At 62.5% G+C, this 15,518-nt stretch carries 20 protein-coding genes; 12 read left to right on the top strand and 8 right to left on the bottom strand.

Annotated elements, in window-relative coordinates; translation table 11 throughout:
- The first annotated feature begins 9 nt into the window (after nucleotides 1–9).
- The 9 genes from ACHMW7_RS15875 to ACHMW7_RS15835 all read left to right on the top strand — a co-directional run bounded on the left by ACHMW7_RS15875 (nucleotide 10) and on the right by ACHMW7_RS15835 (nucleotide 6,914).
- Nucleotides 10–480 carry a hypothetical protein gene (locus ACHMW7_RS15875; RefSeq protein ID WP_395451130.1) on the top strand — a complete coding sequence of 157 codons (471 nt, stop codon included), beginning with the start codon at nucleotides 10–12 and terminating at the stop codon, nucleotides 478–480.
- Nucleotides 481–572: 92 nt separating this feature from the next.
- The gene (locus ACHMW7_RS15870; RefSeq protein WP_395451129.1) at nucleotides 573–1,493 is read left to right on the top strand and encodes a DMT family transporter; all 921 of its coding nucleotides are present in this window, start codon (nucleotides 573–575) and stop codon (nucleotides 1,491–1,493) included.
- A gap of 2 nt (nucleotides 1,494–1,495) precedes the next feature.
- The gene (gene mobA, locus ACHMW7_RS15865) at nucleotides 1,496–2,119 is read left to right on the top strand and encodes a molybdenum cofactor guanylyltransferase MobA (RefSeq protein WP_395451128.1); all 624 of its coding nucleotides are present in this window, start codon (nucleotides 1,496–1,498) and stop codon (nucleotides 2,117–2,119) included.
- Nucleotides 2,119–2,631, top strand: coding sequence for a molybdopterin-guanine dinucleotide biosynthesis protein B (gene mobB, locus ACHMW7_RS15860; RefSeq protein ID WP_395451127.1), 513 nt, complete (start codon nucleotides 2,119–2,121; stop codon nucleotides 2,629–2,631). The genes mobA and mobB overlap by 1 nt, the downstream gene beginning before the upstream one ends.
- A gap of 160 nt (nucleotides 2,632–2,791) precedes the next feature.
- On the top strand, nucleotides 2,792–3,571 hold the full coding sequence (locus ACHMW7_RS15855) for an ABC transporter substrate-binding protein (RefSeq protein ID WP_395451126.1): 780 nt from the start codon (nucleotides 2,792–2,794) through the stop codon (nucleotides 3,569–3,571).
- Between the two features lie 133 nt (nucleotides 3,572–3,704).
- Entirely contained in the window at nucleotides 3,705–4,418 is a 714-nt protein-coding gene (locus ACHMW7_RS15850) for an ABC transporter permease (protein WP_395451125.1), read from the top strand.
- The gene (locus tag ACHMW7_RS15845; RefSeq protein ID WP_395451124.1) at nucleotides 4,415–5,242 is read left to right on the top strand and encodes an ABC transporter permease; all 828 of its coding nucleotides are present in this window, start codon (nucleotides 4,415–4,417) and stop codon (nucleotides 5,240–5,242) included. Before ACHMW7_RS15850 ends, ACHMW7_RS15845 begins: the two co-directional genes overlap by 4 nt.
- A gap of 94 nt (nucleotides 5,243–5,336) precedes the next feature.
- On the top strand, nucleotides 5,337–6,206 hold the full coding sequence (locus tag ACHMW7_RS15840) for an NAD(P)-dependent oxidoreductase (RefSeq protein ID WP_395451123.1): 870 nt from the start codon (nucleotides 5,337–5,339) through the stop codon (nucleotides 6,204–6,206).
- A gap of 6 nt (nucleotides 6,207–6,212) precedes the next feature.
- Entirely contained in the window at nucleotides 6,213–6,914 is a 702-nt protein-coding gene (locus ACHMW7_RS15835; protein WP_395451122.1) for a DNA alkylation repair protein, read from the top strand.
- On the opposite strand, the gene ACHMW7_RS15830 is transcribed toward ACHMW7_RS15835, so the two are convergent.
- The 4 genes from ACHMW7_RS15830 to ACHMW7_RS15815 all read right to left on the bottom strand — a co-directional run bounded on the left by ACHMW7_RS15830 (nucleotide 6,915) and on the right by ACHMW7_RS15815 (nucleotide 9,411).
- On the bottom strand, nucleotides 6,915–7,406 hold the full coding sequence (locus ACHMW7_RS15830; RefSeq protein ID WP_184767513.1) for an Lrp/AsnC family transcriptional regulator: 492 nt from the start codon (nucleotides 7,404–7,406) through the stop codon (nucleotides 6,915–6,917).
- A gap of 108 nt (nucleotides 7,407–7,514) precedes the next feature.
- The gene (locus ACHMW7_RS15825) at nucleotides 7,515–8,132 is read right to left on the bottom strand and encodes a uracil-DNA glycosylase family protein (RefSeq protein WP_395451121.1); all 618 of its coding nucleotides are present in this window, start codon (nucleotides 8,130–8,132) and stop codon (nucleotides 7,515–7,517) included.
- A gap of 2 nt (nucleotides 8,133–8,134) precedes the next feature.
- On the bottom strand, nucleotides 8,135–8,746 hold the full coding sequence (locus ACHMW7_RS15820; RefSeq protein WP_395451120.1) for a glutathione S-transferase: 612 nt from the start codon (nucleotides 8,744–8,746) through the stop codon (nucleotides 8,135–8,137).
- Between the two features lie 47 nt (nucleotides 8,747–8,793).
- Nucleotides 8,794–9,411, bottom strand: coding sequence for a thermonuclease family protein (locus ACHMW7_RS15815; protein ID WP_395451119.1), 618 nt, complete (start codon nucleotides 9,409–9,411; stop codon nucleotides 8,794–8,796).
- A gap of 76 nt (nucleotides 9,412–9,487) precedes the next feature.
- Here ACHMW7_RS15815 and ACHMW7_RS15810 point away from each other — a divergent pair, with 76 nt between their 5' ends.
- Nucleotides 9,488–11,005: a sensor histidine kinase gene (locus ACHMW7_RS15810; protein WP_395451118.1), complete on the top strand. Its 1,518-nt coding sequence runs from the start codon at nucleotides 9,488–9,490 to the stop codon at nucleotides 11,003–11,005.
- Nucleotide 11,006: 1 nt separating this feature from the next.
- On the opposite strand, the gene ACHMW7_RS15805 is transcribed toward ACHMW7_RS15810, so the two are convergent.
- Nucleotides 11,007–12,002, bottom strand: coding sequence for a nicotinate-nucleotide--dimethylbenzimidazole phosphoribosyltransferase (locus ACHMW7_RS15805; RefSeq protein ID WP_395451117.1), 996 nt, complete (start codon nucleotides 12,000–12,002; stop codon nucleotides 11,007–11,009).
- Nucleotides 12,003–12,193: 191 nt separating this feature from the next.
- On the opposite strand from ACHMW7_RS15805, the gene ACHMW7_RS15800 reads away from it, so the two are divergent.
- Both ACHMW7_RS15800 and ACHMW7_RS15795 read left to right on the top strand, forming a co-directional pair.
- A complete protein-coding gene (locus ACHMW7_RS15800; RefSeq protein WP_395451116.1) occupies nucleotides 12,194–12,424 on the top strand; it encodes a DUF1289 domain-containing protein in 231 nt (76 codons plus the stop codon).
- Nucleotides 12,425–12,439: 15 nt separating this feature from the next.
- Entirely contained in the window at nucleotides 12,440–13,141 is a 702-nt protein-coding gene (locus ACHMW7_RS15795; protein ID WP_395451115.1) for a TIGR02281 family clan AA aspartic protease, read from the top strand.
- Nucleotides 13,142–13,154: 13 nt separating this feature from the next.
- Here ACHMW7_RS15795 and ACHMW7_RS15790 read toward each other — a convergent pair whose 3' ends face one another.
- From ACHMW7_RS15790 to fmdA, 3 genes are all read right to left on the bottom strand, one after another.
- A complete protein-coding gene (locus ACHMW7_RS15790) occupies nucleotides 13,155–13,454 on the bottom strand; it encodes an FmdB family zinc ribbon protein (RefSeq protein ID WP_395451114.1) in 300 nt (99 codons plus the stop codon).
- A 116-nt stretch (nucleotides 13,455–13,570) separates the two neighbouring features.
- Entirely contained in the window at nucleotides 13,571–14,083 is a 513-nt protein-coding gene (locus ACHMW7_RS15785) for an AmiS/UreI family transporter (protein WP_395451113.1), read from the bottom strand.
- 75 nt (nucleotides 14,084–14,158) lie between these two features.
- Nucleotides 14,159–15,385 (bottom strand): formamidase, encoded by a 1,227-nt coding sequence (gene fmdA / locus ACHMW7_RS15780; protein WP_395451112.1) that lies wholly within the window; start codon nucleotides 15,383–15,385, stop codon nucleotides 14,159–14,161.
- Between the last annotated feature and the right edge of the window lie 133 nt (nucleotides 15,386–15,518).

Below are 15,518 nucleotides of genomic sequence, written 5' to 3'. Positions count from 1 at the left end.
GTAATGGGCATGGCTTACCGGTTCGCCAGGACGTTCTCCGCAATGACTCTGGCGATGGTGCTAGCAGCGCCTGCACTTGCCAAGCCATTCATCTACACCAATGCCCGCTTCGGCACGTCGGTGACGTTTCCGCATGAGATCTTCGTCAGCAAGGCCGAACCGCCCGAGAACGGCGACGGCATGACATTCCTGGCGGCGGACGGGGCGAGCCTCGCGATCTACGGCTCCAACAACGCGCTTGAGCAGACGCCCGGGCAGCTTGCCGACATGAGCTCCGAGGGCGTGGAGGTCACCTACCGCAAGCTGGGCAAGGACTGGATCGTGCTGTCGGGCCATGACGGCAACGACATATTCTACCACCGCCTCGAATTTGGCAGGGGCGGCGTCATCCATGCCTTCCTGCTCAAATACCCGGCGGCGTCCAAGGCCAAATACGACCCGCTGGTCGGCGCCATCGCCGAGAGCCTCAACGGCCCGTGAGGCCAATTGACATGTCTGGTCCATCCGATTGGCATTGCTGTTTCACGCACCGGTGCTAAAGCCGTAAGCAACAGCAGCAACGGAAAGCCGAAGTGCCACTTTCCTCGAATGTTCGCGGCGCCACCTTCATGGTCGTCGCCATGGCAGCCTTTACCTTCAACGACACGTTGAGCAAGCTCGCCGCCCAGACGATCAATCCGGGCCAGCTGATGCTCGTGCGCGGGCTGTTCGCCACCACGCTGATCAGCCTTCTCGCCTGGCAGCAGGGTGCCTTGAAGGGCTACCGGAACTACTGGCATCCGATGGTGTTCCTGCGCCTTGTCGGCGAGGTTGGCGGCACGGTGTGTTTTCTCGCCGCCCTGCCCCATCTGCCGCTGGCCAACATCTCCGCCGTGCTACAGGCACTGCCGCTGGCGGTGACCATGGGCGCAGCACTGTTCCTCGGCGAGGCCGTCGGCTGGCGCCGCTGGCTGGCCATCGCCACCGGCTTTGGCGGCGTCCTGATCATCGTCCGGCCAGGTTTCGAGGGATTCAATGCGTTCTCGTTGCTGGCCCTGCTTTCGGTCGCCTTCTGCGCCGTGCGTGACCTCGCGACGCGAAAGATCCCCGGCCACATCCCTTCATTGTTCGTCTCGACCACCACCACCGTCATCATCACCATCACCGGTGCGCTGACGATCGTGCCGTTCGGTGGCTGGGTGCCGATGACGACAAACCTCGTCGCGTTCCTCGCCGGAGCCGCGGTGCTGGTGCTGTTCGGCTATCAGTTCGTCATCATGGCGATGCGCGAAGGCGAAATCTCCTTCATCGCCCCGTTCCGCTACACCGCCCTGATCTGGGCGCTCTCGCTCAGCGTGTTCGTCTTCGGTGACATCCCCGACCTGGCGATGATAATGGGCGCCGCCGTCATCGTTGCGTCCGGCCTCTATTCGCTCTATCGCGAACGCGTTGTCGGCAAGGGTCGGCCGGCGGCCGAGAGCACCAGCGCCTCGATGGCGCCCGACGGGATCTAGGCATGGCAGGACAGATCGCAGGGCTCATCCTCGCCGGCGGCCGATCGAGCCGGATGGGCGGCGCCGACAAGACGCTTCTGGAACTTGGCGGCCGTCCGCTGATACGGCAGGTGCTGGATCGCCTGCGGCCGCAGGTCAGCCAGATCATCATCAACACCAATGCCGACCGAGCGCCTTTCGCCGACTTCAGTGCTGAGATCGTTGCCGACCCCATTGCCGGCTACCAGGGGCCACTGGCCGGAATCCTGGCAGGACTGGAATGGGCAGCCGACAAGCCTGGCACAACCCATCTGCTCAGCGTTGCCGGCGACACGCCGTTCTTCCCGCTGGATCTTGCCCGGCGATTGTCCGCGCGCGCGGTCGCCGGTCGAGTCACCGTGGCGGCTTCGAACACGCGTGTGCACCCGACTTTCGCGCTGTGGCCGGTTTCATTGCGCGATGCGCTTGCAGCGTTTCTGGAAAGCAGCGATACCCGAAGGGTGATGACATTCATCGAGCAAGCAGGCCTAGACGTGGTGGATTTCCCTGTCGAACAGCGTGGCGCAGTGACGGTCGATCCGTTCTTCAACATCAATACGCCTGAAGACCTCGCCGAGGCCCAACGCTTGTCCGGTGGTGCCGACTGATGGCGCATCGGGTGTTCGGCATCACCGGCTGGAAAAACTCCGGCAAGACCACCTTGACCGAACGCCTGGTGGCGGAACTGGTCGGACGCGGCTGGAGGGTCTCGACCATCAAGCACGCCCACCACGATTTCGACATCGACAAGCCCGGCGCCGACAGCTTTCGCCACCGCGAGGCCGGCGCCACCGAAGTCGCCATCGTGTCGGGCCGCCGCTGGGCGCTGATGCATGAGTTGCGCGGCGAAGACGAGCCGACGCTCGACGAGGTGCTGGCGAGGATCGCGCCTTGCGATCTCGTGCTTGTCGAAGGCTACAAGCGCGAGAATCATCTCAAGATCGAGGCACGGCGGCTCGACGCCAAGGACCGTTCGCCGCTGACCTCAAAGGATCCAGCGATCGTCGCCATTGCCTCCGATCATCCGGTCGAGGGCGAGCAGGTTGCGGTGTTCGGCATCGACGACATCAAGGCGATTGCCGACTTTGTCGAAGTCCGGACCGGCCTTGCCAAGCATTGACGCAACGTCACTGCACTTGCCCGACGCCAGCGGCACAAAACCCCTTTTCATGATTGATTTTTAACTGAAAACAGTGGGAGTATCGCCGCCAGCGGCGGAGTTCATCCGCTCAACGGCCGCCATGGACGGGAACCGGCCGAAGCGAGAAGAGAGGAACATCATGGGTATTTCCAAGCGTATTGCCTTGGCCGCGACCGCGGCCCTGGCGCTCACCATCGGCATGGCACAAGCGCAGGAAAAGACAATCAAGATCGCCACGGAAGGCGCATATCCTCCCTACAACAGCCTGACCTCCGACGGTAAGCTCGTCGGCTTCGACGTCGATATCGCCAACGCGCTTTGCGAAGAGATGAAGGTCAAGTGCGAGATCGTCGCCCAGGAGTGGGACGGCATGATCCCAGCCCTGCAGGCTGGCAAGTTCGACGCCATCATCGCCCAGATGTCGATCACGCCTGAGCGCAAGGAGAAGATCGACTTCTCCAAGAAGTACATCAACACCCCCGCCGTGATCGCGGTCGCCAAGGACAGCGACATCAAGGGCGTGACCAAGGAAGATCTCGCTGGCAAGAAGATCGGCGTGCAAGGCTCGACCATCCATTACAACTACGCCGAGAAGGTTTTCACCGACAGCGAGATCAAGTCGTATCCGACGGCCGAAGAGTACAAGCTCGATATGGCGAACGGTCGTCTCGATGCGGTCGGCGACGACGCAGTGACCATGGGCAACTGGCTGGAAACGCCTGATGGCGCCTGCTGCAAGATCGTCGGCACGGTTCCGAACATGCCTGAAATCCACGGCGATGGCGCCGGCGTCGGCGTCCGCAAGGGCGAGACCGCGCTGGCCGACCAGTTCACCGCTGCGATCGCGGCCATCCGTGCCAACGGAAAGTACAAGGAAATCAACGACAAGTACTTCAAGTTTGATGTGTACGGCGATTGAGCCGTCAATGGTGTGAAAACTGAACAAGCGGCGGGACAAGTTCCCGCCGTTTGGCTAACATAAGCACAACAACAAGCCTTCATCAAAGGCGGCGGTACTCCTGCAAAGGGAGGCCAACGGGGGCAGCATACCGATGCAAAGCGTGTGGGCGCTTCTGAGTTTCGGGCCTGACGGATGGGGTGACGATCTTGCCTATGGCGTGCTCGTCACAGTTTCGCTGGCGCTGGTGACATTGCCATTGGGCCTGCTGATCGGCTTCCTTGTGGCACTTGCCAAGCAGTCGAGCGAACCGGCCATGCGGCTCGCCGGCAACATCTACACCACCATCTTCCGCGGCTTGCCGGAACTGTTGACGCTGTTTTTGGTGTTCTACGGCGCGCAGATCGGCATCCAGCAGGCGGTGCGACTGGTGCGGCCGGAGGCGGTGGTCGAGATCAACAGCTTCGTCGCCGGCATGGTCGCTCTTGGCGTCGTCTTCTCGTCCTACGCCAGCGAAGTGTTTCTTTCCGCCTTCCGTGCCATCCCGCGTGGTCAATATGAAGGCGGCTTTTCCATCGGCCTGTCGCCACGCCAGACGATGCGGCTGGTGATCGTGCCGCAGCTTGTCCGCATCGCCCTGCCCGGCCTGTCCAATCTGTGGCTCATCCTGCTCAAGGACACCGCCCTGGTCTCTGCCGTTGGCTTGACCGACATCGTGCGCCAGAGCAGCGTCGCTGCCCGCGTCACCAAGCACGCATTCATGTTCTTCGGCGTTGCCTGCCTGATCTACCTCGCGCTCGCCATCATCTCATCCTTCGGCATCCACGCCATCGAACGCTGGGTCGGCAAGCGGGAGGCACAGCGATGAGCGCGACCAGTGAGACGGTGAAAATGCAGCGCCCACCGGCACCGCCACGCGGGTGGTCACGCCAGCGCATTATGGGCTGGGTCTTTGTCTGCCTCTGGATCGCCCTCGGCGCTGGCCTGGTCACCTATCTGTTCAGCGCCTGGAACCCCGAACTTTTCGCCAAATATGCGCCGTCCTACCTGTCAGGCCTGCGTGTGACGCTGGTGCTGGTGGCGATCTCGATCATCCTCGGCGCCATCCTGTCAGTACCGATCTGTTACGCCCGCATGTCGAAAAACCGCGTTCTGAACGCGATTTCCTACGGCTATGTCTATTTCTTCCGCGGCACGCCGCTGCTCGCCCAGACCTTCCTGATCTACTACGGCTTTGGCTCGTTCCGGCCCCAACTCGAGGCCGTCGGCCTGTGGAGCTTCTTCCGCGAGGCCTGGTATTGCGCGGTCTTTGCCTTCGCCCTCAACACCGCCGCCTATCAGGCCGAAATCCTGCGCGGGGCGATCGAAAGCGTCGGCAAGGGCCAGTGGGAAGCTGCGTCCGCGCTTGGCCTGTCCAAGTTGCAGACGCTCTACAAGGTCATCCTGCCGCAGGCATTGATTGTCGCGCTCAGGCCTTACGGCAACGAGATCATCCTGATGATCAAGGGCTCGGCCATCGTCGCCATCATCACCGTCTACGACCTGATGGGCGAAACGCGCCGCGCTTTCTCACGCACCTTCGACTTCCAGACCTATCTCTGGGCGGCGCTGCTGTATCTGTCACTGGTCGAAACACTGCGCCATCTGGTGGACTGGATCGAGAGGCGCATCACCCGCCACCTGCATCGCTGATCAAGCCTGGCCCAACCACGATCGTCTTGACGAATCCGTTCCATGGCATAGACCACGGACACCAGAGCATTTTTGCACTTCGAAAGGGTGAGCCATGGCATCGGTCGCGTTCCTTGGTCTTGGCGTCATGGGCTACCCCATGGCCGGGCATCTCAAGAACAAGGGCGGGCACGACGTCACCGTCTACAATCGCACCACCGGGAAAGCCCAGAAATGGGCGGCCCAGCATGGCGGCGCGTTCGCCGCAACGCCAGCGGAGGCAGCCGAAGGCAAGGATTTCGTCTTCGCCTGTGTCGGCAATGACGACGATTTGCGCCAAGTCGCGACAGGTGCCAAGGGCGCATTCAACTCGATGAAAAAGGGCGCCATCTTCATCGACAACACCACCGCTTCGGCGGAAGTGGCGCGCGAACTCGATGCCGCGGCCAAAGTCGGCGGCTTCCACTTCCTCGACGCCCCGGTATCTGGCGGCCAGGCCGGCGCCGAGAACGGCGTGCTCACCGTCATGGTCGGCGGCGAGCAGGATGCCTTCGCGCGCGCCCGGCCGGTGATCGATTCCTTTGCCCGCATGGTCGGCCTGATGGGCCCGGCTGGCGCCGGTCAGCTGACCAAGATGATCAACCAGATCTGCATCGCCGGTCTCGTCCAGGGCCTTGCCGAAGGCATTCACTTCGGCAAGCAGGCCGGCCTCGACATCGAAAAGGTCGTCGACGTCATCTCCAAGGGTGCCGCCGGTTCCTGGCAGATGGAAAACCGCCACAAGACGATGAATGCCGGCAAATACGACTTCGGCTTCGCCGTCGACTGGATGCGCAAGGATCTTGGCATCTGCCTGGAAGAAGCCGACCGCAACGGCGCCAAACTGCCGGTGACCGCCCTTGTCGACCAGTTCTACAAGGACGTGCAGAGCATGGGTGGCAAGCGCTGGGACACGTCCTCGCTGCTCGCACGGCTCGAGAAGTAAGCCAACATGACGCTGTCGCTGGCATCGACCGCCGAGGAGATCGTCGCCCATCTGCGCACGCTCGCCTCGGAGGAGAGCCGTGCCGGCATGGCGCGCTTCGGCATTGCCACCGAGCGCGCCCTCGGCATTCCCAATGCGCTGCTCAACCCGATCGCCCGGCAGGTGAAGCGCGATCACGCCCGCGCGCTTGAGCTCTGGGCCACGGGGATCCGCGAGGCGCGCATCCTGGCCATCGGCACCGACGAACCGGCAAAAGTCACGCGCGCTCGGCTGGACGCCATCGCGGCCGAGTTCGACAGCTGGGAGATCGTCGACCACGCCGCTCATCTGATCTGCGAAGCGAAGCTCGCCCACGAGATTATCCCTGCCTACGCACAGGATGACCGCGAATTCGTCCGGCGCACGGCTTTCTCGACGATCGCCACCGCTGCCGTGCACCTGAAGAAAGAGCCTGACGAAACCTTCATAGGCTGGCTAAATCTGGTCGAGGCGTATTCCACCGACGAGCGCAATTTCGTCAAGAAAGCCGTCAACTGGGCGCTGCGCCAGGTCGGCAAGCGCTCGCCTGCCCTGCATAGGCCAGCACTGGCGTTGTCGGAAAAGCTCGCGGCTTCATCCGACAAGACAGCGAGATGGACCGGCAAGGACGCCGTGCGCGAACTTAGCGATCCCAAGACGCTTGAACGATTGAACGCGAAAAAGCGCTGATCAGGCCGCCGACGCGCCGCTTTCCTTGTCGAGGGTCATGTAGTCGAGCGGCATTTCGGTGGTGTACTTGATCTGCTCCATGGCGAAGGACGACGACACGTCGCGGATCTCGATCTTGGCGATCAGGCGTTTGTAAAAGGCGTCATAGGCCGCGATATCAGGCACGACCACACGCAGAAGATAATCGACGTCACCGCTCATGCGGTAGAATTCGATGACCTCCTGGAACTCCTGGATCACCTCGGAGAAGCGACGCAGCCATTCATGGCTGTGCGAATTGGTGCGGATCGCGACGAACACTGTGACGCGCGCATTGATCTTCTCGGGATCTAGCAGGGCCACACGGCGCTTGATGACACCTTCTTCCTCGAGCTTCTGGATGCGGCGCCAGCACGGGGTCGTCGACAGGCCGACTTTCTTGGCGACGTCGGCCACGGCCAAGGTCGCGTCCTCCTGAAGGAGGCGAAGGATTTTCCGGTCGAGGCGGTCCATATGCAGGCTCCGTTAGAAAAGGTTCGCCATAATCCTGTGATTTACCCCATCATACAAGAAAGGAATTCTCCGCACACCCCGTATCTTCGGTATCGATTTCCATATCGCCTAGGGAAGGCGACGTTGGATTTCCGCCTTGAGAAAAGGCAGCAATTCCATTTCGAACCAGGGATTGCGTTTGATCCAACCGGTGTTGCGCCATGACGGATGCGGCAATGGCATGACATGCGGCGAGGACGAGCGCGCCCAGACCGACCGCCAGTCGGCAACGGTGTCGGTGAGAGAGGCGGCCCGTGCAGCCCCCATGTGCCAACGCTGCGCATACTGGCCGATGGTCAGCACGAGATCGATCTGCGGCATCAGCGCCATCAGTCGGGCGCGCCAGGCCAGTGCGCATTCGCGCCGCGGCGGCAGGTCGCCGCCCTTGGCATCCTGACCCGGGAAACAAAAACCCATCGGCACGATGGCAAAGGCGTTTGGGTCGTAGAAGGTCTCGGACGACACGCCCAGCCAATCACGCAGTCGGTCGCCGGAGGCGTCGGTGAATGGGGCTCCGCTCAGATGTACCTTGGTGCCCGGCGCCTGCCCGGCGATGAGGATGCGCGCGCTGGACGACGGCACGACCACCGGCCGCGGCTCGTGCGGCAACGGTTTGCCCAATGGTTGCTCGACGCAGATGCGGCAGGCCTTGATCTCCGCAACCAGCCTGTCGAGTTCGGCGGACATTGTCAGGCTGCGGCACTCGGCCGGGTGGCCAGTGCCTGGTGCCAGCGGCGCACGTTGGAAAATTCATCCGGCACAACGATCCGAGCCGGCTTCATGAAGTCGAGGGCGCAAAGCCCGGTGATGTCGGCGATGGAATATTCGTCGCCGGCGGCGAATTCACGCGAGGCGAGCTCCTTGTCGAGCAGAGCCAGGAACTCGATGGCCTTGGGCTTGTTGACCTCGCCCCATTCCGGCACCTGCGGGATCTCCCAATCCCTCATCGCCGGGTGAATGTGGCGGAAGGCAAAGGCCACCGGCTGGAACAGGTTTTGCTCGATCCGCCGCTGCCACATCTCGACAAGCGCCTTGCCCAATGCGCCGCAACCAAACAACGCCGGCTCAGGATGAAGTTCTTCGAAGTAGCGGCAGATGGCGACGGTCTCGGTCAGGATGGTACCGTCGTCGAGTTCGAGCACGGGCAGGCGTTGCAGCGGATTGCGCGAAGAAACGTCCGCCTTCTTGTGTTCCATCGCGCCCATATCGACAGAAACCATCGGCACTTCGATACCTTTTTCGGCAAGGAACACACGCACGCGCCTGGGATTAGGCGCCCGGCCTCCGTCAAACAGCTTCATTTCCGCCTCCTCAAACTTGTTGCGACTTTGCAGCCACAGGCCGCAAGCTACGAGAATCGAAAGATTTCCCGCAGCCAGTTGAGTATGCGCCCATAGCTGCCATGTTCGATTTCAGCCATGTCGCCATGCATGTTGCGCCAGTCGCGCGGACGATCGAATTCGCCGGCCCAAAGCCCCTTGCGGTCACGGCGCGCAACAGCCTCCTCGACTTCATAGCCACCATAGGCGATCGCCCAGCCGGCTTCGACCTGCGTGCGGTTGAGATCGGTGCCGGCGACACTGCATTCGCCAAGCAACCGGCCATATTTGTCGCGCTCCCAACCGCTGCAGCTCACCTGGCGCGCGCCAATCAGTCGGCTGAGCGCCTCGCGTGAACGCCGGCCGCACGGATATTCGGCCCCGCCCAGCCTGCAAATCTGCGAATACTCCGGCGCATCGATACCGCGCAGGCGGATGCGTTCAGTCCCCAAGGTGATCGAATCGCCGTCATTGACGACAGCGACGCCTTGGGTCTGGCGCGTTTCCACCCGGTCGAGCCGCGCCGACACCAGAATCAGCAGCCCGAGGACGGCGGCCGCCAGCAAATAATCGAGAAACTTGCGCCAGCGGCTGCGCGGACGCCTGAAATACCGCTGTCGCGGTCTGCCCGACCACGAACGGCTCATATGGCAAACAATCCCTTAATCATTCGGACGTAGCGTGCAGTCTTAAGGTAAGCGCGCGCGAAAATCGAAACATCACATGCCGTTGCAACGCTCTAACACGGCGGACAAGATCATTGTGGACCGCAGGAAACGCCATCGCAACAGCGATGTCGCGCGTGCTGTGCGCAAGACACGTGATCAATTGGCGCAGCAGCCGGGCGGCCTGGCCTTCGACCGCGAATTGCTGAAACTCCACGCCCGTTCGATCAGGACCAACTCAGCCACACTGCCGCTTCTGGTCGTCATCTTTGCCGGCATCGGCCTGCTCCTCGGTGCCGACGAGGACATCCTCAAATGGGCGCTGGTCGCCATGATGGGATATGTCGGGCTGGCGCTGCTTGCCCGCCGCGCCGATGAGGCTGCACCGTCGGCGATGACGCCGTCGGCGATCCGCCGCAACTTCTTCGTTGGCCACTTCGTCACCGGCCTTGCCTGGGCCTACCTGGCCGCGATGACCTGTGCCGCCTGCGAACCCGACCTGTTGGCCATCGTCAAGGGCGCTTTCCTGCTCGTTGCCATGGCCGCGACCGCAATCGTCGCCTCTTCGCTGCGCGGCGCGCTGCTTGCAACCTTCGTCGTTCCAGTCGCCGCCTATGCCGCCTTTGGCGCCAGACTGTCCGAACCGCTCGGCATGGTCATGGCCGCCTTGCTGGTCGCCGCCCTGCCCTTCTTTTCGCATGTCGCCAGGATCAAGAACCGGTCAGCGCTGCTGCTGATGGCGTCGCGATCCGAAATGGACGCGCTGATTGCCGAACTGGAAACGGCAAAGTCGATGTCCGACGAAGCGCGTCGCCGCGCGGAAGACGCCAATCTCGCCAAGTCACGCTTTCTGGCAACGATGAGCCATGAACTGCGCACCCCGCTCAATGCCATCCTCGGCTTTTCCGAAGTCATGGCCGGCGAGGTGCTCGGCCCGATCAACAGCCCGACCTACCGGGAGTATTCCCACGACATCCATCAATCGGGCCAGCATCTGCTCGATCTCATCAACGAAATCCTCGACCTGTCGCGCATCGAAGCCGGCCGCTATCAGCTCAATGAAGAGCCGCTGATGCTGCTTTCGGTTGTCGAGGATTGCTGCCACATGATGGAGCTCAAGGCGCGCAACAAGGATCTGCGGATCGTCGAGCAGTTCGAACCGGCACTGCCACGCCTGCTCGGCGACGAGCGCGCCATCCGCCAGATCACGCTCAACCTGTTGTCCAACGCCATCAAGTTTTCACCGACGGGCAGCGAAATCCGCGTCCGCGTCGGCTGGACCGCCGGCGGCGGACAATACATCTCGGTCAAGGACAAGGGTCCCGGCATTCCCGCCGACGAAATCCCGATCGTGCTGTCGGCGTTCGGCCAGGGCTCGATCGCCATCAAGAGCGCGGAACAAGGAACCGGCCTTGGCTTGCCTATCGTCCAGGGCCTGCTTGCCCTGCATGGCGGTGAGTTCCAACTGCGCTCGAAGCTGCGCGAAGGCACCGAGGCCATCGCTGTCTTCCCCGCTGCCCGCGTTCTCGACGACCTGCCATCGGCAACGCCGCGCAGTGTTGCCGGCCGCCGCTAGGTCAGCGGATTGCGGCCGCCATACCCGAACTGATCTGTGCTGCGGTTTTGACCAGACCAGCGGCTAGCCCGGCGCCAACCGCCTCGCCATGATCGATGCCAAGGCCCAGCAGCGGCCTTGCGCCGAGCTTTGCCAGCAAGCGGGCGTGGCCCGGTTCGGTCGAGACGTGCGAAAACATGCAATGGTCGAGCGCTGCCGGATCGACAGCGTGCAGCACGGCGGCGGCGGCTGTCGTGGCATAGCCGTCGAGCAGCACCGGGATCTTTTCCATGCGCGCGGCAAGGATGGCACCGGCAATGGCGGCAAATTCACGTCCGCCGACGCGGCGCAAGGCTTCGAACGGGTCCTTGATGTGAGGTCCATGCAGCGCCAGCGCACGGTCGACAACATCGGCCTTGCGCGCCTGCATGGCAGCGTCGGCACCAGAACCGGGTCCGACCCAGTCGGCACCCTTGCCGCCGAATAGCGCGGACGAAAGGGCAGCTGCGATCGTGGTATTGGCGACACCGAGGTCGCCGATGCAGAACAGGTCGCTGCCACCGGCAATCGCCTCCATGCCGAAGGCCATGGTGGCGGCACAGCCGCGCTCGTCGAGCGCCGGCTCGATGGTGATGTCGGCGGTTGGCAAATGCAGTGCCAGGTCGAGCACTTTCAGGCCAAGATCATTAGCAAGGCAGATCTGGTTGATCGCAGCGCCACCGGCGGCGCACAGTTCGACCCGCTGGGCCGTCGCCTCCATCGGCCGCGGCGAAACGCCCTGTGCCGCGACACCGTGATTGCCGGCGAAGATCGCAACCATCGGCTTGAGCACCGAGGGCGGCGCGCGGCCCGTCCAGCGCGCGAGCCAGGCTGCGATGTCTTCGATGCGACCGAGCGAGCCTTTCGGCTTGTCGGCCTTGGCAAACAACGCCCACACCTTGCCCGCCTGCGCGACATCACCCTCCGGCAGATGTCCAAACAGGTTGCGAAAATCGTCAAAGGGAGAAGCGTTGGTCATGGGTGCGGCCTGCCGTTCATCATCGTCATGCGCGGCATAGCTGCCTCGACGAGCGAAAACAATCGCGAGATGGCATTGGCACAGCGAGACGTGACGTCGCGGGAAAGCGCTTGCAATGACGCGCAGGCTACATCATCTGTGACTGGCACGGTGTATACATCGGCGCAAAGCATATCCGCATGGACGACGTGATGACCGCGATTGAAACCCCTTGCATCATGCTGTGCTCGATCGACGACACGACCGGCTATTGCTTCGGCTGCGGCCGCACTCGCGACGAGGTCGGCGCCTGGTCCAACATGACGCCGGAGACGCGCCGAGCCGTCATGGCAACGCTGCCCGCCCGCCTGGAAACCATCGAGCGCAAGCCGCGCCGCGAGACCCGCCGGTCGCGCATGGCCCGCGAAAACGCGTCCAACTGAGGATATCCCGCAGACATGAGCCGCCTTTACTGGGTCGTCATAGCCTTGCTCGGCGGCGGACTGCTGCTTTTGCTGTTCAACCATTCGTCTGGCGAAACCCTCGGCCTGAACAATGACAGCTTCGGTCAGCTGATCTATATCGGCGCGCTATTGCTGGTCATTGGTGCCGGCATCCTGCGCCGGGGAACGCGCCTCGGCGACACATTGCGCAGCCTGGCATTATGGGTGCTGATCGTGCTGGTGTTCGTCGCGGGCTATCAGTATCGCTACGAACTACAGGACGTCGCCAGCCGCGTCACCGCCGGCTTGGTGCCGGGCAGTCCGATGTCGGCGCTGGATGGCGATGGCCGTGCCACCGTGACCCTCGACAAGCTGCCGAACGGGCATTTCGGCGCGCGCTTGCAAATCAATGGCGCGACGATCCAGGCGATGGTCGATACTGGCGCCACCAGCACCGTGCTGACTGTCGCCGATGCCCGACGCGCTGGTTTCGATCCCGAAAGCCTGAGTTTCACCATACCGGTGTCGACGGCGAACGGCATCGCCCATGCCGCGCGCATCACCGCAACCAGCGTCCAGATCGGCACCATCGAGCGCAAGAACCTGCCCCTGCTCGTCGCCGACCAGGGGCTCGAGCAAAGCTTGCTCGGGATGAATTTCATCGGCTCGCTGTCAGGCTTCGACGTACGCGGCGACCGGATGATCCTACGCGACTAGGGCGTGTCGGAGGCTAGTGTCCGATCATCCACTTCTTGCGCGTTGGCGTCGGTTTGTTGCCGATCTTGCACAGGGCACAGCCGCAACCGTTGAGATGCGCCTTCTTGACCACCTTCGGTTCGGTGCCGCTTTGTTCGGAACGGGCGAGTGCGCGGCGCAATTTGCCATTCATCAGGCTTAAACGTGGCGCAGCCACGTCGCGGTTGCTCTGCTCCTCGCATTGCGGGCATGCGCAAGCCCTGAGCGCATCCGACATCGGCACCCATTCTTCGAAGGGCCCACAGTCGTCACAAACATAGTTGTAAAGCGGCATTGCCGGCCTCCCAGGCGATTGAACAGAAAGAAGGCGGCGGGGCGAGCGACTGCTTCGCCCTGCCAGTCTCATCGAGAGCCTACGAGAACGCGAATTTCCCCTCGGCTACTGCGGCGTTACAGTTTGCCGTCCAGCAGCAGGAAGCCCGGCAGCCAGCCTGTAACGATGCCGGCAAGCAAGGTGACGATGGCCGTCAGCCGCAGGACCGGGCGCTGCAGCGCCAAGAGCAGGAAATACAGGAACCATAGCACGCCCCAGATCACCCAGTTGGACGCCAGCCAGAAATCGGTCGACGTCTGGGCGGTGGAAAGCCCCTGTACCGCCACTGGAACCGTGGTGATGGCAACGAACAAGCTGAACCAGCCAAGGCCGCGTCCGTCCACTTTCACGACCCTGTTATAGGCGACCCAAAAATAGGTCGTCGAAAACAGGATCGTCAGCGCCGCCCCCTTGATGGACGCAGCGTCAGCGTTGGGTCCGAACGCCCAGGCCAGCGACGCGCAAAACGTCACGACGCCGGAGACGACATTGATGACGACAATCTCGCGGTCTTCGATCTTCCCGAGCAGCCAAAGCCCGTTCAGGAACAGGACGGCGCCAACGTAAAGCAAACCAAATCCGAGCAGCATGAAATCCCCTCCCAGGAGAACGCCGGTCGGGACACGCTCCCGACCGGCGGTTTGTTAGTTGTTGTTGCGGCCTGATCAGCTCGTCTTGGCGACGTCGGCCTTGAAGTCCTGCTTCTTGGGTCCGTGGGCGTTGGGATTGATATCGAAGTCGAAGATTGCCGTCGGGATGGCCAAGGTGGCGCAGACATTGGGGATATCGACGATGCCGGCGATGCGGCCTTCGACAGGAGCCGTGCCCAGGATCATATAGGCCTGTTCGCCGGAGTAGCCGAACTTCTTGAGGTACTCGATGGCGTTGAGGCAGGCCCGGCGATAGGCGACATGGGCGTCGAGATAATATTGCTCGCCCGTGTGCTCATCGACCGAGATGCCCTCGAAGATCAGATAGTCGTCAAAATGCGGGTCGATCGGGCTTGGCTTGAAGATCGGGTTGATGACACCGTATTTCGCCATGCCGCCCTTGATGACATCGACGCTGATGTCGACCCAGCCAGCCATTTCGATGGCGCCGCAGAAGGTGATTTCGCCATCGCCCTGGGAGAAGTGGATGTCGCCCATCGAGAGCCCGCCGCCCTTCACATAGACGGGGAAATAGACCTTCGAACCGCGCGACAGGTTCTTGATGTCGCAGTTGCCGCCGTGCTCGCGCGGCGGAACCGTGCGCCAGGCCTCGGCCGCGGCCTTCCTCGCCGCATCGCCCTTCATCTGGCCCATCAGTGCCGTATCGGAATAAGGCAAGGCGGCCAGCGGCGGCACGCGGCCGGGATCGGTGGCCACCAGTTCGGCTTCGCGACGGTTGGCTTCGGCAAGCAGCTTGTGGTCGGGCAGGCAGCCGATCAGGCCGGGATGGATGATTCCGGGATAACGCACGCCAGGAATGTGGCGCGACGTCGTGTAGATGCCATGGAAATCCCAGCAGGATTTGCTGGCTTCAGGGTAGTGCTCGGTCAAGAAGCCGCCGCCGTTTTCCTTGGCGAACAGGCCGTTGAAGCCCCATTCCGAGTCGGGCTTGGCGCCAAGGTCGAGGATGTCGACAACCAGCAGGTCGCCTGGCTCGGCGCCGTCGACGCCGAACGGGCCGCTGAGATAATGGACACGCGTCAGGTCGACGTCGCGGACGTCATTGGCACTGTTGTTGTTGCCGATCTGGCCTCCCGTCCAGTCATGGCATTCGACCCGGTAGGTGTGCCCCGGCTTGAGATGATCGACCATCGGAATGTCTGGGTGCCACCGGTTGTGCGTCTTGATGGCATGATCTTCCGGCGCCTTGTTCAAATCGACTGAAAATATTGTTTGTGGCATTGGGCTGTTCCTCCTCAATTGCCGGCTTGCGGGAGGGTGGCTTGCGCGCCTTCCTCGTCCTTGCGCCGAGAGCGCGATGCAACCCGACACAGCCGTGCGAGGCCAAGCTAGGTGCGGCTTGTAATCGCCATGC

Source organism: Aminobacter sp. UC22_36, assembly GCF_044056035.1.
Lineage (GTDB): Bacteria > Pseudomonadota > Alphaproteobacteria > Rhizobiales > Rhizobiaceae > Aminobacter.
Note: the sequence above shows the minus strand (reverse complement) of the source record. Positions and strands in the feature narration are given on the sequence as shown.

Excerpts from the sequence above, each read along its gene's own strand:
- ACHMW7_RS15805 (WP_395451117.1), bottom strand. The coding sequence starts at position 12,002 with ATGACCAACGCTTCTCCCTTTGACGATTTTCGCAACCTGTTTGGACAT.
- ACHMW7_RS15785 (WP_395451113.1), bottom strand. The coding sequence starts at position 14,083 with ATGCTGCTCGGATTTGGTTTGCTTTACGTTGGCGCCGTCCTGTTCCTG.
- ACHMW7_RS15815 (WP_395451119.1), bottom strand. The coding sequence starts at position 9,411 with ATGAGCCGTTCGTGGTCGGGCAGACCGCGACAGCGGTATTTCAGGCGT.
- ACHMW7_RS15795 (WP_395451115.1), top strand. The coding sequence starts at position 12,440 with ATGAGCCGCCTTTACTGGGTCGTCATAGCCTTGCTCGGCGGCGGACTG.
- ACHMW7_RS15800 (WP_395451116.1), top strand. The coding sequence starts at position 12,194 with ATGACCGCGATTGAAACCCCTTGCATCATGCTGTGCTCGATCGACGAC.
- ACHMW7_RS15845 (WP_395451124.1), top strand. The coding sequence starts at position 4,415 with ATGAGCGCGACCAGTGAGACGGTGAAAATGCAGCGCCCACCGGCACCG.
- ACHMW7_RS15790 (WP_395451114.1), bottom strand. The coding sequence starts at position 13,454 with ATGCCGCTTTACAACTATGTTTGTGACGACTGTGGGCCCTTCGAAGAA.
- ACHMW7_RS15825 (WP_395451121.1), bottom strand. The coding sequence starts at position 8,132 with ATGTCCGCCGAACTCGACAGGCTGGTTGCGGAGATCAAGGCCTGCCGC.
- ACHMW7_RS15840 (WP_395451123.1), top strand. The coding sequence starts at position 5,337 with ATGGCATCGGTCGCGTTCCTTGGTCTTGGCGTCATGGGCTACCCCATG.
- ACHMW7_RS15810 (WP_395451118.1), top strand. The coding sequence starts at position 9,488 with ATGCCGTTGCAACGCTCTAACACGGCGGACAAGATCATTGTGGACCGC.
- ACHMW7_RS15820 (WP_395451120.1), bottom strand. The coding sequence starts at position 8,746 with ATGAAGCTGTTTGACGGAGGCCGGGCGCCTAATCCCAGGCGCGTGCGT.
- ACHMW7_RS15830 (WP_184767513.1), bottom strand. The coding sequence starts at position 7,406 with ATGGACCGCCTCGACCGGAAAATCCTTCGCCTCCTTCAGGAGGACGCG.
- ACHMW7_RS15855 (WP_395451126.1), top strand. The coding sequence starts at position 2,792 with ATGGGTATTTCCAAGCGTATTGCCTTGGCCGCGACCGCGGCCCTGGCG.
- mobB (WP_395451127.1), top strand. The coding sequence starts at position 2,119 with ATGGCGCATCGGGTGTTCGGCATCACCGGCTGGAAAAACTCCGGCAAG.
- ACHMW7_RS15835 (WP_395451122.1), top strand. The coding sequence starts at position 6,213 with ATGACGCTGTCGCTGGCATCGACCGCCGAGGAGATCGTCGCCCATCTG.
- ACHMW7_RS15850 (WP_395451125.1), top strand. The coding sequence starts at position 3,705 with ATGCAAAGCGTGTGGGCGCTTCTGAGTTTCGGGCCTGACGGATGGGGT.
- ACHMW7_RS15875 (WP_395451130.1), top strand. The coding sequence starts at position 10 with ATGGCTTACCGGTTCGCCAGGACGTTCTCCGCAATGACTCTGGCGATG.
- fmdA (WP_395451112.1), bottom strand. The coding sequence starts at position 15,385 with ATGCCACAAACAATATTTTCAGTCGATTTGAACAAGGCGCCGGAAGAT.
- mobA (WP_395451128.1), top strand. The coding sequence starts at position 1,496 with ATGGCAGGACAGATCGCAGGGCTCATCCTCGCCGGCGGCCGATCGAGC.